The sequence below is a fragment of the Pantoea sp. Lij88 genome, assembly GCF_030062155.1.
Lineage (GTDB): Bacteria > Pseudomonadota > Gammaproteobacteria > Enterobacterales > Enterobacteriaceae > Pantoea.
The window spans coordinates 671,034-691,230 of the sequence record NZ_CP118269.1; the positions used below are offsets into that span (position 1 = coordinate 671,034).

The window sequence follows — 20,197 nt, forward strand, 5'->3', positions numbered from 1 at the left end:
TATGAGTCACACCCCGTCTTTACAAAAGCCGCCGAAAAGTGCCGCCCGAACCATCTTCAACGTCACAAGTGGTAACTTCCTGGAGATGTACGATTTCATGGTCTTCGGCTACTACGCGACCGCCATTTCCAAAACCTTTTTCCCCGGTGATGACCCGTTTGCTTCCCTGATGCTGACCCTGATGACCTTTGGTGCCGGGTTCCTGATGCGCCCGCTGGGGGCGATCATCCTGGGTGCCTACATAGACCATCACGGTCGTCGTAAAGGACTGTTGCTGACGCTGGGCCTGATGGCGATTGGTACCCTGACCATTGCGGTGGTGCCAGGTTATGCCACGCTGGGCGTGGCGGCCCCGATTCTGATCCTGCTGGGACGACTGTTGCAGGGCTTCTCGGCGGGCGTTGAGCTGGGGGGCGTGTCGGTCTATCTGGCTGAAGTCGCGCCGGAAGGACGCAAAGGCTTCTTCGTGAGCTGGCAGTCGGGCAGTCAGCAGATTGCCGTCATCTTTGCGGCTCTGCTGGGTCTGATGCTGAATCATCTGATGGCGAAAGAGGCGGTGACGGAGTGGGGCTGGCGTATCCCGTTTGTGGTCGGCTGTCTGATCGTGCCGTTCCTGTTCTACATTCGCCGGATGCTGGAAGAGACCGAAGCGTTCAGCAAACGTAAACATCATCCGAGCATGACGGAAATCATGCGCTCGGTCGCCAGCAACTGGGCGCTGGTGCTGGCGGGGATGCTGATGGTGGTCACCACCACGGTGATGTTCTACATGATCACCGCCTTTACCCCGACCTTTGGTAAAACCGTGTTGATGATGAGCGACAAGCAGGCGTTCCTGGTGACGCTCTGCGTCGGTGTGTCCAACCTCTTCTGGCTGCCGCTGATGGGCGCGCTATCGGACCGCGTCGGACGCCGTCCGCTGCTGATTGGCTTTACCCTGCTGATGATTGTCACCACCTGGCCGGTGCTGCACTGGATGGTGGGCTCGGCCAGCTTCGCCCACCTGCTGGAAGCGGAACTGTGGCTGTCGTTTCTTTATGCCAGCTATAACGGTGCGATGGTGGTTTACCTGGCGGAGATCATGCCTGCTGAGGTGCGCGCGGCTGGCTTCTCCATGGCCTACAGCCTGGCGACGGCGCTGTTTGGCGGCTTCACGCCGGCTATCTCCAGCTACCTGATCCACGCCACCGGTGATAAAGCGATGCCGGGCGTCTGGCTGACCTTTGCTGCCGTCTGCGGGCTGATTGGTACGCTGCTGATTGGCCGGATGGTGAAGCAATACCGGTTGCGTCACAACGGCACGACGACGGTCAGCGCCTCACTCTAAAACGACAAATCGACCACCACGCTGTCGCTGTAGTTTCCCGCAGGCGGCGTGTTCTGAGTGGTCAGGATGCGCGCGGTGTAGTTAAAGCCGCGCGTCAGTCCATCCGTGGATACCGCCGTCGAGGTGGTACTGCTCCAGCGTTCCGTACCTGCCGATCCCCAGCGATTGCTGGTGGTACTTTTATAAATCTCATAGCTCAGCCGATTCGCCCCGCTCGCCATATTCCTGACGCTGCCCACCGCATAACTGCCATTGCTCAGCCCGACGGTGTAAGTGCTGCCTTTGCTGCACAGCACGTTGATGGTCTGCGAGACGGCGGAGAAGCTGCCCACCAGCGGTGCGCTGCCAAAGCTGATATTGGGCGCGGTAATCGTGGTGCAATCGTTGGTGAGAATCACGGTGATATTAATCGGAATCACGCCGCTGCCGTTCTGCTCGCTTAAGCAGGCATTACCCACGCTGACGCTGGTGCAGACACGATAAGTCACCGCCATATTCAGCGTCACCTGATAGGTTCCGGCAGCCACCACCTGACCGGGCACGGTGCGCAGATAGACCGGAATTGCGAAGTTGAGGCTGCCCAGCAATCCGGCCAGATTAGCCAGGGTCTGGGAGTTATAAACAAACGCCGTGCCGCCAACGGTCAGTTCGCTGGCACAGGCGCTGTCGGTGCAGAGTCGCACCGGCACATTGTCGCTGCCGGTATCACCGCTGCGCTTCAGGATGCCACGCGTGCCGCTGACATTGGTCGCGCCGGTCAGCTGAAACGTAATCTGGTTATTGCCGAGCAGCGACAGCGCCGAGCCAGACCCACAGTTGACGTTGGCGTTGGTGGTGACCGAGCTGACGGTGGTATTCGCCACAAACGTTGTGACCGAACCAAAGCTGGCGGTGGAGGCGGGCAGGGTACAGGCGGCGTAGCCCAGTGGCGGGAGCAGCAGCAACAGGCCAGCCAGTATCAGCGATTTCATCATGGTTGGTTTCCGGACGTAAAAGATTCGGCGGAGATGGCGGCGCTGCCTGCGGCGGGCGCGGGCAGCGCACAGGTCAGCGGGCCGTAAGTTTTCAGCGCCTGCGGCTGACCACTGGCGATGCGCAGTTCGGTTTCGCAGCGGCGACCATCGGGCGTCACCACCTCCATCGGATTACGGGCGGTGAGATCTTCCATCCAGACGATGCCATCCCAGCCGACATACTCCGTGGCATGGTCAGGGCGCTGCACCAGGCTTGAGACCGGCAGCGGCTGGCCCTGCGCATCAACCAGAATCACGCTGGCTGAGCGCAGTTTCTCCACCGGGAAATTGAGCAGGTAGCCGCTCTGACGTTTCACCGCAAAGCGCTGCTCAACACGGGGCGTGGTCATATCTGCGGGCAGGTCGAGGGTGTCGATATCATATTTCGCCGGATAGTAGCTGCTGATGGCGGGCACCAGCAGATAGCCCTGCGGGTTGGTGCGTCCCATCGACTGGTTTTCATAGCGCACGTTCACATCGGGGTAGCCGGTTTTTACCAGCACAAAGGCGTCGTTGATGGCGTTGGCGGCAAAGACGCTGTTGTCCATTAACACCAGCGCGCCGGAGAGATCGGCCCACTGGGTCAGGTTGTCATCGTCGCCATAGAAACCGCCTGAAGTGTCGATCTGGTTGTTGCGATAGCGCAGACTGCCCTGACGGTAATCTCCGCTGTCGCCGCTCTGATTCGCCCAGGAGGCATCCCAGGCAAACCCGCCGTCGCTGGGCATGGCGCTGGAGGCATAGATGCGCTGGCTGTCGCGGCCGCGCTGATCGCGTTCGGTGCTGATGGCCGCGCTGCCCTGTTCGCCAAACGGGATCACCAGCGAGATGGCACCGGTCCAGCTCTTCTCCTCCTGATCGCGACTGGCGGAGACATAGAGACTGCTGTTGCCCCACAGATTCTTACTCCACGAGAGGTTCCACAAACGGGTGCGATCGCCCTGACCGTCGGTGATATCGATAAAGGCAGCCCCGACGCTGCCAAAGCGGTTCAGCGAGACGCTGGCGCTGTACTGGGCACTGCGGCGCGACAGCGCGTAGCGGCTATCCGCCTGGCTACCGGCGCGGCTGCCGACGAGGGCCAGATTGCCGAAGTCACTGCTGCGCTGGGTGTGCTGCGTGCCGATATTGAACCAGCGGTTGTTGTACTGATAGCCCCAGCTATATTGCCTGCCGCTTTTGCCATCGAGCTGACTTTGCGCCACCGCGCCGTTGACTACGCCCCAGCTGGCGACGCGCAGCTGAGCTCCCAGCCCGCCCATTGCCAGGGTTTCGCTGCCTTCGGCGTGACTCTCCAGCGTCAGCCAGTCGGTCATGCCGTAGCGATATGAGCCGCTGGCGGCAGCCTCCCCATAATCGAAGTTTTTAATGCCGTAATTTTCGCGGATCGCGCCAGCGGAGAAGGCGTAATCCGACAGCCCCGATTTCAGCAGATTACTGGAGACGTAAAACGGCATGGTGGTAGTGACGCGCCGGCCCACCGCATCGGTGGTGGTGATCACCGCGTCACCCGCGCCGTTAACGAACGGCACATTGGTCATCGACCAGGGACCGGGCTGCACGTTTGCCTGGCTGGATCGATAGCCGTTGATAAAGAGATCGACGGTGGAGGGCACGGCAGCCTGGCCGGAAAAGGCGGGCAGTGGATAGGTCACCAGATCGGGACGAACGCTGAAGTCACGGCCGACGCGGATACCGCCAAGCCGCACGCTGCTGCTCCAGGCCAGCGAATCAGTCACCAGATCGCCGACCCGCCAGCTCACCGCTGTGTTCTCATCTTCGTTACTCCACCAGCTGTCGTAGCGGATATAGCCGTTATCCTGATACGTCGTACTGCCTTCCAGCTGCTGCTGCCAGACGCCGTTGGTGGAGAAGTGCCCGGCATCACCAAACAGCCGCAGTTCGTTCCAGGCTGAAAGGCGGGTGCCGGTGGTATCGGTACGGCTGGCGTAGAGGTCGTAGTTGATCAGCGCACCGTTGCTGGTGCGCCCCGGATAGCGCGGTCCGTTTTTCGCCTCGCCAATCACCTGACCGGGCAGCCACTCAGGCGGCACGGTGAGCAGCAGCCGCTGCCGCGCAGCGTCATACTCCACGCTGACGGGTTGCAGGCTGCTGATATCCACCTGCTCCTGCTGGCCCAGCTTATCCTGCGGCAGACCGGCCCGCTGCAGGTCGCCGCTGCGCAGCCAGAAATGACCGTCGCGCTGCTCCACCGGCACAATGGTGCCATTCTCCTGCTGGTTAATTACCAGCTCCAGCATATATTGCTGACCGCTGCTGCTGGTCTGCAGGCTGGGCGGCGGAGGCAGGGACGAGTAGGTCTCCGCCAGCACAGGATCCGGCGTTATGGCGTAAATGACGCTGGCCACCGCCAGCGCGCAGGGATGCAGGGAAAAAGGTCTCATTCAGCGCTTATTTCTGGGCAGCGCTGCGCCACTGGCTCTTGTTGACCTCTGCGGTGAGTTCGCCGCTGACCGGCGCGGTGAGTGGCCAGCGATAAGTGCTGTCCGCCAGCACATAACCGTATAAGCCTTCGCCCATTTTGCGACCGCCAATCACCACATTGCTCAGCCGGGCATGACCGTTACCGCTGTTGGTCAGCTGCAGCCAGCGCTTGCCGCCCTCACTGACCTGTTGCCAGCGCAGAGCCGGACGGGCGCTGTCAGTCGTCAGCCCGCTGCCATACACAAACAGCGGCACGGAATAGCGCATCTGGAAGGTCAGTCCGGCCTGATTCTCGCCGGGCGTGCGCGGCGTCGGGATCTCATCCAGCACCACCCGATAGGCCAGCTCTTTTCCGGCGGCGGGTGGCGTCTGTTTAATCAGCCTGACCAGCTGTTTCTGGCCCGGCTCCATCCGCACCATTGGCGGACTGGCGACCACCTGCTGCTGGGTCTGATACTGCTCCTGGCCGTTGATCTGCTGCCAGCTGAAAACACGGATCTGCATCATCGTGGTGGTACTGCCGCGATTCTCCAGCCAGAGTTCGCTGGCTTTCTCTTCAGGATTAATCGCGGGATCGATAGGCCAGATCATCACCGAATTAGCGGCAAAGGCCGGAGAGAGCAGGGTGGAACTCAGCAGCAGCAGCAGGGCGCGCAGTGGCTTCATGATCAAATCCTTGTTTTCTATCGCCTCACCAGCTCAGGGTGACGGTCAGCGTATCGGTATAAACACCGGCGCGCGCAGTGCCGGGCAGTTGTAGCTGGCCATAGATCGGCAGCGTAATGTTATTGGCATTGCTGTAGCTCAGCGGCACCGCCTGATTCACCGGAATCACCGTGGTGTGGCTGGCGTTACTAAAGAGCGTATAGGGAACGGTGTTACTGAAATTGGGCAGCTTCAGGTTGCGGGTCGTGGTGAAGTTGGCCCCCTGATTAATGGTCATATTCAGCGTGGTGCCTGGCGTGCAGGCAAGATTAATGGAGGTGCTCTGCACGAAGCTGGCACTGGCGGTTGTCGCCGCCACGCCAGACTGCGTGCCGAAGTTAAGCGTGCCGAAAACGCCGGTATTGGTACCGGTTATCACGCAGCCTGCCACCACAGAAGCGGTAACCTGGAATGTGCTGGTAGGCAGACTCCAGACGCTGACACTCCCTGTCAGCAGGGGCAGACCGCATGCGATCGTCAGGCAGGATCGCCAGAGAACCACCCTTATTTACCTGCGACAGCAGTTAATAGTTCACGGCAACGTTAATCGTATCGGTGTAGGTTCCAGCAGGGATCAGGGGGTTAAAGCCGCCGCCGACCACCCGGCCATAAATGGCGTAGTTGGTGCCCAGCGTCGGGTCAGTCGTTCCACTGGCCGCAATCGGTGTATTGTTGGCGATCGCCGTGGTGAAAGAGGCGTCACTGTAGAGGGTATAGGCGATGCCCTGCGCATTATTCGATCCCAGAATCAGATAACGCGGCGATGTCGAGGCGGTGCCATAGATAGTGGCTGGCGCAGCATTACTGCTGGTCACCACCACGTTGTAGTCCTGACCGGTGGTGCAGCGCACGAAAATACCGTTGCCCGCCGCACCGACCAGTGTGGCATTCAGGGTATCAAAGGTGGCGGCACTGCTACCAAAGTTCAGGGTACCGAAGTTGACGCCCGCCGTGGCTGACTGACCGTTCACCAGGCAACCGGTGGTCAGCGTTAACGTAGCATTGACGGTTCCCGAGGTCGTCGCCGCCTGGGTTAATGAAGGAATTGCGACAGTTAATCCTGCAGCGGCACACAGAAAAAGCTTGAGTTTCATAATATTTCCTTACGGATTATCGAGAGTCAGTGCTTTTTCACCCGGTGTTTATTAACGATTCAACCCAAAGTAAGGAAATAAAAATAACAAGGCGGGCAGTGCCGCTGTCTTAAGATAAATCTCAGACTTAAGAATGATGATTTATATCAGTTTTACTTACTATAGAACACTTAAAGCGTTACGCGAAGTCCTGCCCTTTATTTTTCATTAATCAAATGGCTTCTCTGGCCGATAACCCAGTTACAGCAAGGCATATAAGCGAGACGGGAAAGCAAAATCTTCTGTTTTTTCCGCATCTGGCACGCTTTCTGCTTCGGTGAACGGTATCCTTACCAATCAGACATAATAACGATTTGCCGGCTGGCACAGCAGACGGGGAATAAGATGCAGGACTTTAATGGCCTGCGTCTGCGGACACGTTTTGCCGGGTCTTCAGGTTTCCGATATACCGAAATGTAAACACTTTCACCCAATGGGTGTTTTTCAGATTATTTATCAGACTACACACAGCATCCGTTTTTGCGCGGGTGGTGAGGAGCTACAGATGTTGCCTGTCACCTGGGATAGCGTTCTGATCTGCGTTTCGCTGATCGTGGCGTTTATTGCCTCTTTTACAGCCCTGGATACGGCCGGAAGGGTGGCAGTATCCCGTGGCTGGATCGCCCGCTTCTGGCTGCTGGTGGGCGGTACGGCGATGGGAATTGGCATCTGGGCAATGCACTTTATCGGCATGCTGGCGATGATGATGCCAATGACGATGCGTTATGACACGCGGCTGACGATCCTCTCGCTGTTGGTGGCAATCCTGGCCTCCCTGTTCGCCTTTGGTCAGGCGGTGGGCGGCCTGCATCTCACCCGTCACCGGCTGCTACGCGGCACGCTGATCCTCAGCGCGGGGGTGGTGGTCATGCACTATGTCGGCATGGTTGCCCTGCTGATTGACCCGCGACCGGAGTGGAATGCACTGCGGGTGGGGCTCTCTGTGCTGATTGCATTTGTCGCCTCGGGCGTGGCGCTGTGGCTGGCGTTCCATCTGCGTCAGGGCGACCACCATCTGCTGATGATGCGGGGGCTGGCCTCACTGGTGATGGGGATTGCTATCGCCGGTATGCACTATGTTGGCATGTCAGCCGCCCGCTTCAGCGAGAGCAGCACGATGCAGCCGGGCGGCGTCAGCAATCCGGGACTGGCGGTGTGGGTGACGCTGATAACGCTGATCATTCTGGGTATCACGCTGCTGAGCTCAATGCTGGATGCGCAGCTGCGCGCCGCACGGCTGGCGACCCGGCTCCGGCGCGCTAATCAGGAGCTGCGCCAGCTGGCGATGCATGACAACCTGACCGCGCTGCCCAATCGGGTGATGCTGGAACAGCAGCTCGATCTGGCGATTAAACAGGCTATGCTCAATGAGAGCCGCTTTGCCGTGATCTACATGGATCTCGACGGCTTCAAAGCGGTCAACGACACCTGGGGACACCACGTCGGTGACCGGTTGCTGGTGGCGGTATCGGAACGGCTGCGCAGCCAGCTCAGTAACACCATGCTGCTGGTGCGTCTGGGAGGCGATGAATTTGTGCTGATGGCAGAGGCGTGTGACATCAGCCCGTCCCGTCAGCTGGCGCAAAAACTGGTTAAAGTCATCAGTACGCCGTTTGAATTGGATCGCTACGTGCTGCACGTTTCACTCAGCGCGGGCATTGCGATATTTCCACTGCACGGCCGCAACCGGCAGGAGCTGCTGTTAAATGCCGATGCGGCGATGTACCACACCAAACATAGCGGACGAAACGGCTGGTGTCTGTTTGAACCGGCGATGAGAGTTGCGACACAGCATCAGCTGGAGCTGGCAAACGATCTGTGGGAGGCGATCGATCGCCAGCAGATGCGGCTGTTCTACCAGCCCAAATTCCGCTCCGGCGGCACCCGGCTCATGGGCTTCGAAGCGCTGCTGCGCTGGCAGCATCCGCAGCGCGGGTTGCTGACGCCGGAACTGTTTCTGCCGCGCGCCGAAAAAACCGGCCAGATTGTCGCGCTCGGCAACTGGGTGATCGATGAGGCGTGCCGTCAGCTGAGGATCTGGCACAGCCAGGGCCACAGCGACTGGACGGTCTCGGTGAACCTTTCCGCATTGCAGTTTCACCAGCGTGATCTGCTGAACACCCTGACGCAGACGCTGACACAATACCAGCTGCCAGGGCATGCGCTGATGCTGGAGATTACCGAAGCGATCGCCATGCGCGATCCCGTTTTCAGCCAGCAGCGTATTCGTGAACTGCAGCAGGCGGGCGTCAGCGTCGCCATTGATAATTTCGGCATCGGCTATGCCAACCTGTTGCATCTTAAGGATCTGGATGCCAGCGAACTCAAGATCGATCGCAGCTTTATCAACTGCCTGCGACCGGGCAGTGAAGATGCCACCGTGGTCAGCGCCATGCTGACGCTGGCGCAGAGTCTTAATCTGCGTATGGTGGCGGAAGGCGTTGAGACGGAAGAGCAGCAGCACTTACTCACCAGCTTAGGCTTTGATGCGCTGCAGGGGTATCTGCTGGGCAAGCCGACACCAGCGGACCGGGTTGACGCGTTGAATTTTCCCCTGCTGCGACCGCCAGTGGCGTCACTGTCGGGCTGACGCTGGCGATAGATTTCATCACTCAGAATGAGTGGAAAGGATGCAGGGTTCACGGCTGATTAACCGCCGGGCCGTGCCGATAACCAAGAGTATAAATTTAAAAAACCTCTGCCCAACCACCAGCACGGCTTTCGCGGGAATGCACTATGTTAGCGACCTCATACGACTCTTTTATCGTCATCGTCTCCGTTCTTGTAGCGATGCTGGCTTCGTTTACTGCCTTAGATATGGCGGGCCGGGTGGTGCATTCCACTGGCAAAGTCGCGCTGGTCTGGCTGTTCGGCGGCGGTTTCTCCATGGGCATCGGCATCTGGGCGATGCACTTTATCGGCATGCTGTCGATGAACATGGAGATGGTCATGAGTTACAACGCCGGACTGACGGCTTTCTCCGCGGCCATTGCGGTCTGTGCGTCGATATTTGCGCTGTGGCTAGTCTGTAACAGTGTCGATTTGCCCTTACCGCGCCTGGCGGGCGGTGCGCTGATCCTCGGCAGCGGCGTCGTGGCGATGCACTACACCGGCATGGCGGCGCTGATGTTCTCGCCGGGTATCACCTGGCAATGGGGCTGGGTGGGGCTGTCGGTTGTGATCGCCCTGGCCGCCTCGGGCGCGGCGCTGTGGCTGGCGTTTAATCTGCGGGAAGGACAAACCGGCCGGGTCACCCTGCTGCGCATCGGTGCTTCGGTAGTGATGGGCTGTGCGATTGCGGGCATGCACTACACCGGCATGATGGCGGCAGAGTTTCCCGCTCACAGCCATTCGGTGGGGCAGGGTGTTAACAGCAACTGGCTGGCGATTCTGGTCACGGTGGTCACCCTCTCGATTCTGGGCATAACGCTGCTGGTCTCCATGCTGGATGCGCGGATGCAGGCGCGTACCTCCATTCTCGCCAGCTCACTGGCTGAAGCGAATCGCGAGCTGGCACAGCTGGCGCTGCACGACAACCTGACGCGCCTGCCCAACCGCATTCTGCTGGAAGATCGCCTGGAGCAGGCGATCAACAAGGCGAACCGTGAGCAGACGCAGTTCGCGCTGATGTTTATGGATCTTGATGGCTTTAAGGCGGTTAACGACGCGTTCGGACACCACATTGGTGACAGGCTGCTGGTCGGCGTGACCGAGCGGATGAGTGAGCAGATGAAGGGCTACTACACCCTGGCGCGGCTCGGCGGTGATGAGTTCGTGCTGCTGGCGGAGATCGACGATCCCAATGATGCGGCGGCTATCGCCGATAAGCTGGTCAAAGCAGTCGATCGTCCGTTTGATATCTCACGCTATGAGCTGGTGGTCTCGTTGAGTATCGGCATCGCAGTTTATCCCGGCGATGGCGTGGATGAGCGCGAACTGATGTTCAACGCCGATGCGGCGATGTACCACACCAAAAACAATGGCCGTAACGGCTACACCTTCTTCCAGCCCTCAATGAATATTCAGGCGCAGAGCCAGCTTCAGCTGAACAACGATCTCTGGCATGCGCTGGATAACGATGAACTGCGCCTGTTCTACCAGCCAAAATATTGCGCGCCGCGCGGCCCGATACTCGGTTTCGAGGCGCTGCTGCGCTGGGAGCATCCGAAGCGCGGTCTGCTGTCGCCGGATAAATTCCTGCCGATGGCGGAAAAGACCGGCATGATTATTAACATCGGGAACTGGGTGATCCACGAAGCCTGTCGCCAGCTGCGCCAGTGGCATCTGCAGGGCCATGCGGACTGGTCGGTGGCGGTGAACCTGTCGGCGCTGCAGTTTGAGCAATCGAATCTGGTGGAGACGGTGATGGGTGCGCTGGCAGAGCATCAGATTCCGGCCGAACTGCTGACGCTGGAAGTGACGGAAACCACCGCAATGCGCGATCCCGATGAGAGCGTGCGTATTCTCACCGAGCTGACCCGGCTGGGCGTGAAAGCCTCGATTGATGACTTCGGCACTGGCTACTCCAGCCTGCTCTATCTGAAACGGTTACCGGCCAGCGAGCTTAAGATTGATCGCGCCTTTGTGAATGAACTGCAGCATCAGAAAGAAGATGCCACCATCGTCTCGGCGATAGTGGCGCTGGCGCAGTCGCTGCAGCTCAAAGTGGTGGCTGAGGGCGTTGAAACCGCCGAACAGCAGGCTTTCCTGACCAGTCTGGGTTGTAACACCCTTCAGGGCTATCTGCTGGGCAAGCCGGTTCCCCCGGATCGGGTGCCGGAGCTGGCGAACTTTGTGCTGGCGGAAACTGATGATGTGGTGGCAGAAGTGAGCCTGATCCCTGAAGTCGATCCTCTGCTGACGCCGCAGGTGGTGGCGATCTGACCCCCTGACGCCACTCAGAACTCGCGCGGTCGCATGCGATAAGCGAGAGCCGCCTGTCATTGGTCGCCTGCCGTGGTAAAGTCTCGCCGTTAAACTATTCACGGCAAAACAGGGAGAGGCGACCCGTGGCGAAATACCAGCGATTGATGGATGAGATTCAGCAGCAGATCGAGGCCGGCATCTGGCTGCCGGGCACCCGTTTGCCGTCGCTGCGTCAGCAGGTGGCGCAGCAGGGTGTCAGCCTGATGACGGTGCTGCATGCCTATGAATTGCTGGAGAGTCAGGGCTGGATCGTCTCCCGGCCACAGTCGGGCTACTACGTGGCGCCGCGAGCCTTAGCCCCCGCACCGCTGAGTGTGGCGATCAGCGAACAGGTCGATATCAACGATTTTGTGTTTGATGTGTTGCAGGCCACGCGCGATCCCGCCATCGTGCCGTTTGGCTCCGCGTTTCCCGATCCCGCGCTCTTTCCGCAGCGCCAGCTGATGCGCTCGCTGGCGAACGTCTCTCACCATCTGACTCCAACCGATGCGCTGCACAATCTGCCGCCCGGCAACGCCACGCTGCGACAGCTGCTGGCGCAGCGCTATGCGCGTCAGGGCATTACCCTGTCTCCGGATGAAATTGTCATCACCAGCGGCGCGCTGGAGGCGCTGAACCTCAGTCTGCAATCCCTGACCGAACCCGGCGACTATGTGGTGATTGAGCAGCCGGGTTTTTATGGTGCGCTGCAGGCGATAGAGCGGCTCAGGCTCAAAGCTCTGGCGATTCCGGTCGATGCAAAGCAGGGCATCGACCTCGTCCAGCTGGAGGAGGCCCTGCAACGCTGGCCGGTGAAAGCCTGCTGGCTGATGACGACGCTGCAGAATCCGCTGAGCGTGACCTTAACCCCGGAACGCAAAGAGCAACTGGTGGCGCTGCTGGCGCGTTATCAGGTGCCGATGATTGAAGATGATGTCTATGCCGAACTCTGGGCGGGTGATGTGGCACCACTGCCGGCAAAAGCCTGGGATCGCCAGGGGAACGTGCTGCATTGTGGCTCATTTTCAAAGTCGCTGGTGGCGGGGTTTCGCGTTGGCTGGGTCGCGGCAGGGCAACATGCGCAGCGTATTCAGCGGCTCCAGCTGATGAGTACGCTCTCGACCAGCGCGCCCATGCAGCTGGCGCTGGCCGATTTTCTGGCTACGCGGCGTTACGACACCCATCTGAAGCGGCTGCGACAGATTCTGGCAAAGCGACAGCAGATGGTGCGTCAGGCGTTGCTGAAGGTGCTGCCGCCGCAGGCCACGGTCAGCGACGCGCGCGGCGGCTATTTTCTCTGGGTGACGCTGCCGGACAGCATCAATACCACCCGGCTCTATCAGCAGGCGCTGGCTAGGGGAATCAGTATTGCACCGGGGCAGTTATTTTCTGCAGGGGAGCAGTTCAGTCACTGTTTTCGGCTGAATACCGCCTGGCCGTGGGATAGTCGGGCCGAGGCGGCAATAGCCACGCTGGGTCAGCTGATGGCGGAGCCGCAGGTCGATTAGACCCGCGCGGCTTCCTGATGACCCCAGGTCAGGTAGTAAACATCATAAAAGTCCACTTCCCCTTTTTGCGTCAGCAGACGCTGGATACCCGTTTTCACCCGCTCCGGCGTTTCGGGCAGTGACAGAATGCGGGAAATAGCCTGTTCGCGCACCGGCTGAACGTAATACCATTCGCCGTTGTAGCAGACGCGCAGATCGAGCGCATCGATATCTTCAAAGCGATATTTCGGATTGATATCCAGCAGCATCAGCACGCTCATCACCAGCACAAATACGGTGGCAAACCAGAAGGCGGGCCAGCCAAGCATCTCAGTGGTGAATATCAGCGCCACGCACAGCCCGTAGCAGAGGTACATAACTGCCCAGAGGCCGGGATGGTTCTTCAGAAACGAGAGGCTAAAGCGCGGCAAATTGTCGCGACGTTCTTCGCGGTTAAGCGTGGCGATCTCGTCAATCAGGATTTGTTTAATAGCGTCCATTGGTTACCTCACTGTCATCTGTTAGCTATTACAACAGATAACAGTCAAGCATATCAGAAACAGATCTGTGCAGTTTTTCCATAACAGTTTGCATAACAGTTCACAAAACGCGAGCCAGAAAAAAGCAGGCGAAGCGCCTGCCGGCCTGGCCGTGTGACATTTTGCAACACTTTGGCGCAGTAAGAACCGCTTCCCGCCGCCGTCCAGGCACATCGTTGCAATATTGTTAACGACACATTTGGCTTTAGTCAGCAATATCAGTCAATTATCTGAATAGTGTCGTCTGACGCACATTGCATTGTGCCGGAGGTTTGCCACACTTAGAAAAAAAGTGGAGAACCTGTATGCGTGCCTCATCCTCCAGTCTGATGTTAATGATGTCCTTTGCTGCGGGAACCTTCTCGGCCGGGGCCTCTGATAATCCTCAGCATCTGATGCTCGGCATCCCCTCGGGTGGCGTGCCGAATAACCCGTTACCTCTGATTATCTGGCCGCGCGTGGTGCCGGAAGAGGAGGAGATCGCGACGTGGTTTGAGAAAACCTTCGAAGAAAATGGCTGGCCGCCTGCCTGGCGCTATCCGATTTACCCCTATACCCACTATCACCCCAACACCCATGAACTGCTGGGCGTAGCGGAAGGCTGGGCGGAAGTGCTGTTTGGCGGCGACACTGGCCGGATGGTCACCCTGCGCGCAGGCGATGCGGTGCTGATTCCGGCGGGTGTCGGTCATCGTCAGGTCAGCGCCAGCGAAGATTTTATGGTGGTGGGAGCCTATCCGCGCGGCATGTCGCCAGAGACGATGCGTGATGAACCCGCGAAGCTGAAGATGGCGCAGGAGCAGGTGAAAAAAGTGCCGTTGCCGACACAGGACCCGTTTACCGGCAAAGAGGGCGCATTAACCGAAATCTGGCAGCCCATTGCCGCGCTGCATTTACAGCAACAGATGGACCTGTAAATACCCGCATCCGTCGTGAAATCATTAAGCGCGAGCACCCCTCGCGCTTCTGCCACTCTGCTCTGCAACGTCTCTGAAACGTGACTCCCACTCGCTTATTCCTGTTGTCATACCATTGAACATTTGCCCACCGCTGCCGATATACCACCTGCTAAGATTAGTTATTCTTCTTAATAGACTTGTGTTTGCAGGCCTTTTCCGCTTTAGTCTCGGCCAGTCTATTAAGAACATTCCTAAGCCATTACCCGGCTACCGAGCAGCAGGCAAATAACAATGGATAATAACTCTGATGTCATCTATCGCATGCTGGTACAAAGCGTGATCGATTATGCGATCACCATGCTTAAACCGGACGGAACCGTCGCCAGCTGGAACGGCGGAGGCCTCCACGTCCTGGGTTACAGGCCCGACGAAATTATTGGTCAGCATGCCACCCTTTTCTACAACGAAGAGGACCGCCGTCGCGGTCAGCTGCAGCGCGAACTCGATATTGCAGCGACCGTGGGACGGTATGAAACCGAAGGCTGGCGCTGTCGTAAAGATGGCAGCACGTTCTGGGCGCATGTGGTGATCTATCCGATCCGCAATGAGGCAGCCCAGCTGGTGGGATTCGCGGCGATCTGCCGTGACTGTACCCGGCAGCAGGAGCAGCAGCAGAAAGAGCGGGAGCAGGAGTCGCGCTTCCGTCTGCTGGTGGAAGGCGTTACCGATTACGCCATCTATATGCTCGATCATGACGGCAACGTAGTGAACTGGAACGCTGGCGCGCAGCGCGCCAAAGGCTATGTGGCGGAAGAGATCGTCGGTCAGCATTTCTCCCGTTTCTACAGCGCCCAGGATCGGCTGAATCATGTGCCGGAGCAGAACCTGCAAACCGCGTATCGCACCGGCCGTTTTGAAGATGAGGGTTGGCGCTATCGTAAAGATGGCAGCGCCTTCTGGGCGCATGTGGTGATCGACACGATCCGCGACGATCAGGGCAAGCTGCTGGGCTATGCCAAAATCACCCGCGACTGCACCGAACAGCAGCGCATCCGCAGTGAGCAACGGGAGCAGGAGCAGCGTTTCCGTCTGCTGGTCGAGGGCGTCACCGATTACGCCATCTATATGCTCGACGTTGACGGCGTGGTGGTGAACTGGAACGCCGGTGCCCAGCGCGCCAAAGGTTACAAAGCGGAAGAAGTGGTCGGTCAGCACTTCTCACTGTTCTACAGTTCCCAGGAGCGGCTGAACCGGACGCCGGAAGCCAACCTCGGAATTGCGCTGAAAACCGGCCGCTTTGAGGATGAGGGCTGGCGCTACCGCAAAGATGGCAGCGCCTTCTGGGCGCATGTGGTGATCGACGCCATCCACGATGATGACGGTAAGCTGGTCGGCTTCGCCAAGATCACCCGTGACCGCACGGAACGCCGTGAGCAGGAGCAGCAGATACTGCGCGCCCGCGATCTGGCCGAAGCGCAGAGCACCCAGAAAACCGCGCTCTCAAAATTCCTCGATAACATCATCGCCAATATCCCCTCCTGCGTGATTGTGGAAGATGCGATCACCCGCGAGATCCTGCTGGTTAACGATCGCACCCAGCAGCTGTTCGGCCTGTCGAAATCGCTGATCGTCAACAAGCGCCCGCACGAATGCATGTCGCCTGAACTCAGCGACTACTTCAATAATCTGGCAGATGTGGCGCTGCGCAGTGAAGGCATGCATGAGCGCGAACAGCTGCTGATGACGGCCAGCGGCGAACGCATTCTGCATACCCGTGCGACCGCGATTAATGGCCAGGATGCGCGCCGTAACTATCTGATGCTGCTGGTGGAAGATGTCACCGAACAGCGCGCCGCCGATGCCCGTATTCACCATATGGCGCACCACGACAACCTCACCAGCCTGCCGAACCGCATGCTGTTCCGCCAGCGTCTGAGCGAAGCCTTACGCAGCGCCGGTCAGGCACAGCGTCAGACCGCCGCGCTCTGCCTCGACCTTGATAACTTCAAAAATGTGAACGATGCGCTGGGTCACCAGATTGGTGATGAGCTGCTGCGTAGCGTGGCAAAGCGTCTGCGCAACGCGCTACGCGACCAGGATACGCTGGCGCGTATCGGGGGCGATGAGTTCGCCATCGTGCTGCCTTCGGTGGCGAACAGTGATGAGGCGAGTGCGGTCGCGCAGCGCCTGATCGAGGCGATCCGTCCGCCGGTTAATATCGAAGGCCATAATCTGTCGGTCGGGCTGAGCGTGGGTATTGCACTCAGTACGACGATCACTAATACGCCGGAGCAGCTGCTGCGCTGTGCGGACATGGCGCTGTATGAAGCCAAGCGCAACGGTCGCAACCGCTATGAGCACTTCACGCTGGAGATGGACGATGTGGCGCGCAGCCGTCGCCTGATTGAAAACGATCTGCGCGATGCGATCAGTGGCGGGCATCTGCGGCTTTACTATCAGCCCATCACCAACGGCGATCACCGCACGATTATCGGCTACGAGGCGCTGATGCGCTGGCATCATCCGATCCGTGGCTTGATCATGCCCAACGACTTCATCCCGATTGCGGAAGAGACCGGCCTGATTCATATGCTGGGTGCGTTTGCCCTCTACGAAGCCTGTCGTGAGGCGGCGAGCTGGGAAGGGGTGCAGTCAGTTTCGGTCAACCTCTCACCGCTGCAGTTTAAAAACAGCTCGCTGGTGCCGGTGGTCGAAGGCGCGCTGAAAGAGTCGGGTCTCGATCCGGCGCGGCTGGAAGTTGAGATCACTGAATCGGTGCTGCTGGATGATTCGCTGGGGAATATCCGTACCCTGCAAAACCTCAAGGCGCTGGGCGTGCAGATTGCGCTGGATGATTTCGGCACCGGCTATTCATCGCTGAGCTATCTGCGATCGTTCCCGTTCGACAAAATCAAAATCGACAAATCCTTTATCAACGATATGGGCGATAGCCGCGAGGCGCTGGCGATTATCCGCGCCATTACCGGCATGAGCCGCAGTCTGGATATCCAGATTACCGCCGAAGGCGTAGAGAGCGATGAGCAGTTCGCTAAGCTGCGCGATGAGGGCTGTACGCTGTTCCAGGGCTTCCTGTTCGGACGGCCTCAGCCGTCGGAACTGCGGCTGAAAACGCTGGATTAATCATAAAGGCCATGCTGCTGCACCGGCGCATGGCTGAGATTATCGCGGATGCGGCGCACCGACTCACGCACCACCAGCCTGCCATTCAGCAGCAGGCTGCCGGTGGGTGTGCCGGGATTGAGCCGCATCTCCTGCAGCATTCTCACTGCCGCAGCGCCCAGCTCATCACGTGGCACCTGCACCGACGTCAGCGGAATATCGTGGATAGCGGCCAGATTGAACCCGTCCATGCTCATCACCGAGATATCCTGCGGCACCCGCAGGCCAGCCTGCTCCAGTGCCGTGACGGCACCGGCGGCAATGTAATCCCCGCTGGCGAGAATCGCGGTCGGGCGCAGCGCGTCCGGGCAGTGGCGCAGATATTCACCCAGCCGCTCTGCTGCCTCATTGCTGCTGAAGCTGTTCAGGGTCAGCAGATGCTGGCGGCTGTCAAAGCGCAGATTCATGGCGTGCCAGGCGTCGCGGACGCCCTGCAGACGCTGCTCCATGGTGTAGCGGCGCAGGCAGTGCAGCGACAGGATCTGCCGGTGTCCCTGCTCAAACAGATAGCGCGCTGAAAATTCGCCAATCAGCTGATGATGCGGCGAGACCGACGGCAGGCGCATACGCCGATCGCGAGCGTTAATCAGCACGCAGGGTTTGTTCATCTCCGCCGCCAGCTGATGAATATGCTCATCATCAATGCCAATCAGCAGCGCCGCTTCGGTCTGCTGCATCTTATCGATAAACAGCGTGGCATCACTTTCCACCTCTTCCAGCGGGCAGTAGCGCAGCCGTACCTCATGCGGCTCCACCGCCTGGCTGATCCCCTGAATCACCTTGTAGTAGAAGATGTCACTGCGCACATCGAAGGCGCGGGGTGGGGCAAAGACCATCAGGTTATTCAGCAGCAGGCGACCGCTGTGCAGGTTGTCCAGCACGCCCTGCTGCTGCGCCACGGCCAGCACTTTGTCCCGGGTCGCGGGCCGGGTATTGGCTTTACCCGCCAGCACGCGAGACACCGTGCTGATCGAGACCCCGCTCAGTGCCGCAATTTCACCCACTTTCAGCCTTTGTTTCATTCTGTGATCGCCTTCAAATCTGCTGATGAAAAATTTTTCATGGCCTGCTGAATCGCGTCAGATAAGCGTTTCAGAGACTTTTTTTGCCGGGATCCAGCCTGCCATGAAAACAGTTGCAAAAAAGTGGCTGTACCCACGTTTCGCACTTTTCTAAGTTCGTGAAAAGGACACGCGGTACGCCAGCTGGCGGTGTGCGTCATCAATGGCAATCAGGAGTGGCACAATGAGCCTCGAATCAACAACAAAACCCATCAGTGCGTCACGCACGGTGCGCGTGATTAAAAATTTACGCTGGTGGATGCTGGGCATGTTCCTGCTGGGTGTAACCGTCAACTACATCACCCGCAACTCGCTCGGCATTCTGGCACCGGAACTGAAAAACAGCCTGCATATGAGTACCGAGCAGTACTCCTGGGTGGTCGCTGCGTTTCAGCTGGCCTACACCCTGTTTCAGCCCCTCTGTGGCTGGCTGATCGATGTCATCGGACTGAAGATGGGCTTCCTGATCTGCGCGTTGATCTGGTCGGTAACCTGTCTGCTGCACGCGGGCGCAGGAAGCTGGCTGCATCTGGCGCTGCTGCGTTTTGTGATGGGGGCATCCGAAGCGGCGGCCACGCCGGCTAACGCCAAAGCGATCGGTGACTGGTTTCCGAAAAAGGAGCGTCCGGTCGCTGCGGGCTGGGCGGGCGTCGGTTTTTCGATCGGTGCCATGCTGGCGCCGCCAATTATCTATGTCGCGCACATTACCTTTGGCTGGCAGGGGGCTTTCCTGCTGACCGGCGGCCTGGGCCTGCTGTGGGTGAGTCTCTGGTGGTGGGGCTATCACTCGCCGGAGAGTCATCCTCGTCTCTCTGATGAAGAGCGTGCCTTTATTAATCAGGACAATGAGGCGATCGGTGAAAAACTGCCGTTCTTCACCGCGCTGAAAGTGATCGGTAAAGAGAAGAAATTCTACGGCATCGCTATCCCTGCGTTTCTGGCCGAACCGGCCTGGGCGGTACTGAGCTTCTGGGTTCCGCTTTATCTTGCCAATGAGCGCGGCATGGATCTCAAGCAGATCGTGATGTTCGCCTGGCTGCCCTTCCTGGCCGCCGACCTCGGCAGCGTCGCCAGCGGCTATCTCACTAAAATCTATGTGCGCTGGTTTGGCATGACCCGCGTGAACTCCATTGTCGCCAGTTCGGTGACCGGTGCATTGCTGATGGTTTCGCTGGCGCTGATGACGCTGGTGAAAGATCCCTGGCTGGCTATCGCCCTGATCTCCGTCGGTGGCTTCGGTCATCAGGTGATCTCCTGCATGCTCAGCGCGCTGGTGGTAGAGCGTTTTGATCGCCGCCAGATGGCCACCGTCAACGGCATGCGCGGCTCCTGCGCCTGGATCGCCAGCTTTATCTTCTCGCTGATTATCGGTGTTACCGCCGATACCATCGGCTTTAATCCGCTGTTTGTGGCGATGGGCTTCTTTGACCTGATTGGTGCCGTTTTCCTGGTGATGCTGATCGCCGAACGCCGCCAGCGCCCTGCTAACCCATAAGGATATCG

14 protein-coding genes are annotated in these 20,197 nt (G+C 58.9%); 7 read left to right on the top strand and 7 right to left on the bottom strand.

The window, feature by feature from the left end; translation table 11 throughout:
• The first annotated feature begins 1 nt into the window (after position 1).
• Positions 2-1,327, top strand: coding sequence for an MFS transporter (locus PU624_RS07100; protein ID WP_283547084.1), 1,326 nt, complete (start codon positions 2-4; stop codon positions 1,325-1,327).
• Here the strand turns inward: PU624_RS07100 and PU624_RS07105 are convergent.
• Genes PU624_RS07105 through PU624_RS07125 form a run of 5 tightly spaced genes read right to left on the bottom strand, consistent with a single transcriptional unit; the run spans position 1,324 to position 6,584 of the window.
• Positions 1,324-2,301 carry a Csu type fimbrial protein gene (locus PU624_RS07105; protein WP_283547085.1) on the bottom strand — a complete coding sequence of 326 codons (978 nt, stop codon included), beginning with the start codon at positions 2,299-2,301 and terminating at the stop codon, positions 1,324-1,326. The genes PU624_RS07100 and PU624_RS07105 overlap by 4 nt on opposite strands.
• Entirely contained in the window at positions 2,298-4,745 is a 2,448-nt protein-coding gene (locus tag PU624_RS07110; RefSeq protein WP_283547086.1) for a fimbria/pilus outer membrane usher protein, read from the bottom strand. The genes PU624_RS07105 and PU624_RS07110 overlap by 4 nt, the downstream gene beginning before the upstream one ends.
• A gap of 7 nt (positions 4,746-4,752) precedes the next feature.
• The gene (locus PU624_RS07115; RefSeq protein ID WP_283547087.1) at positions 4,753-5,451 is read right to left on the bottom strand and encodes a fimbrial biogenesis chaperone; all 699 of its coding nucleotides are present in this window, start codon (positions 5,449-5,451) and stop codon (positions 4,753-4,755) included.
• Between the two features lie 25 nt (positions 5,452-5,476).
• Positions 5,477-5,992 carry a Csu type fimbrial protein gene (locus tag PU624_RS07120; RefSeq protein WP_283547088.1) on the bottom strand — a complete coding sequence of 172 codons (516 nt, stop codon included), beginning with the start codon at positions 5,990-5,992 and terminating at the stop codon, positions 5,477-5,479.
• 22 nt (positions 5,993-6,014) lie between these two features.
• Positions 6,015-6,584: a spore coat protein U domain-containing protein gene (locus PU624_RS07125; RefSeq protein WP_283547089.1), complete on the bottom strand. Its 570-nt coding sequence runs from the start codon at positions 6,582-6,584 to the stop codon at positions 6,015-6,017.
• Positions 6,585-7,128: 544 nt separating this feature from the next.
• On the opposite strand from PU624_RS07125, the gene PU624_RS07130 reads away from it, so the two are divergent.
• The 3 genes from PU624_RS07130 to PU624_RS07140 all read left to right on the top strand — a co-directional run bounded on the left by PU624_RS07130 (position 7,129) and on the right by PU624_RS07140 (position 13,036).
• Complete coding sequence (locus PU624_RS07130; protein WP_283547090.1) at positions 7,129-9,213, top strand: putative bifunctional diguanylate cyclase/phosphodiesterase; 2,085 nt, start codon at positions 7,129-7,131, stop codon at positions 9,211-9,213.
• Positions 9,214-9,359: 146 nt separating this feature from the next.
• The gene (locus tag PU624_RS07135) at positions 9,360-11,507 is read left to right on the top strand and encodes a putative bifunctional diguanylate cyclase/phosphodiesterase (RefSeq protein WP_283547091.1); all 2,148 of its coding nucleotides are present in this window, start codon (positions 9,360-9,362) and stop codon (positions 11,505-11,507) included.
• Between the two features lie 125 nt (positions 11,508-11,632).
• Positions 11,633-13,036 (top strand): aminotransferase-like domain-containing protein, encoded by a 1,404-nt coding sequence (locus tag PU624_RS07140; RefSeq protein ID WP_283547092.1) that lies wholly within the window; start codon positions 11,633-11,635, stop codon positions 13,034-13,036.
• Here the strand turns inward: PU624_RS07140 and PU624_RS07145 are convergent.
• On the bottom strand, positions 13,033-13,515 hold the full coding sequence (locus PU624_RS07145; protein ID WP_136197976.1) for a YlaC family protein: 483 nt from the start codon (positions 13,513-13,515) through the stop codon (positions 13,033-13,035). The two genes, PU624_RS07140 and PU624_RS07145, sit on opposite strands and share 4 nt — an antisense overlap.
• Positions 13,516-13,859: 344 nt before the next feature.
• On the opposite strand from PU624_RS07145, the gene PU624_RS07150 reads away from it, so the two are divergent.
• The gene (locus PU624_RS07150; protein ID WP_283547093.1) at positions 13,860-14,471 is read left to right on the top strand and encodes a cupin domain-containing protein; all 612 of its coding nucleotides are present in this window, start codon (positions 13,860-13,862) and stop codon (positions 14,469-14,471) included.
• Between the two features lie 273 nt (positions 14,472-14,744).
• On the top strand, positions 14,745-17,594 hold the full coding sequence (locus PU624_RS07155; RefSeq protein WP_283547094.1) for a sensor domain-containing protein: 2,850 nt from the start codon (positions 14,745-14,747) through the stop codon (positions 17,592-17,594).
• On the opposite strand, the gene PU624_RS07160 is transcribed toward PU624_RS07155, so the two are convergent.
• Positions 17,591-18,655 (bottom strand): LacI family DNA-binding transcriptional regulator, encoded by a 1,065-nt coding sequence (locus PU624_RS07160; RefSeq protein ID WP_283547095.1) that lies wholly within the window; start codon positions 18,653-18,655, stop codon positions 17,591-17,593. The genes PU624_RS07155 and PU624_RS07160 overlap by 4 nt on opposite strands.
• A 223-nt stretch (positions 18,656-18,878) precedes the next feature.
• Here PU624_RS07160 and PU624_RS07165 point away from each other — a divergent pair, with 223 nt between their 5' ends.
• Positions 18,879-20,189: an MFS transporter gene (locus PU624_RS07165; protein WP_283547096.1), complete on the top strand. Its 1,311-nt coding sequence runs from the start codon at positions 18,879-18,881 to the stop codon at positions 20,187-20,189.
• Positions 20,190-20,197 lie beyond the last annotated feature (8 nt).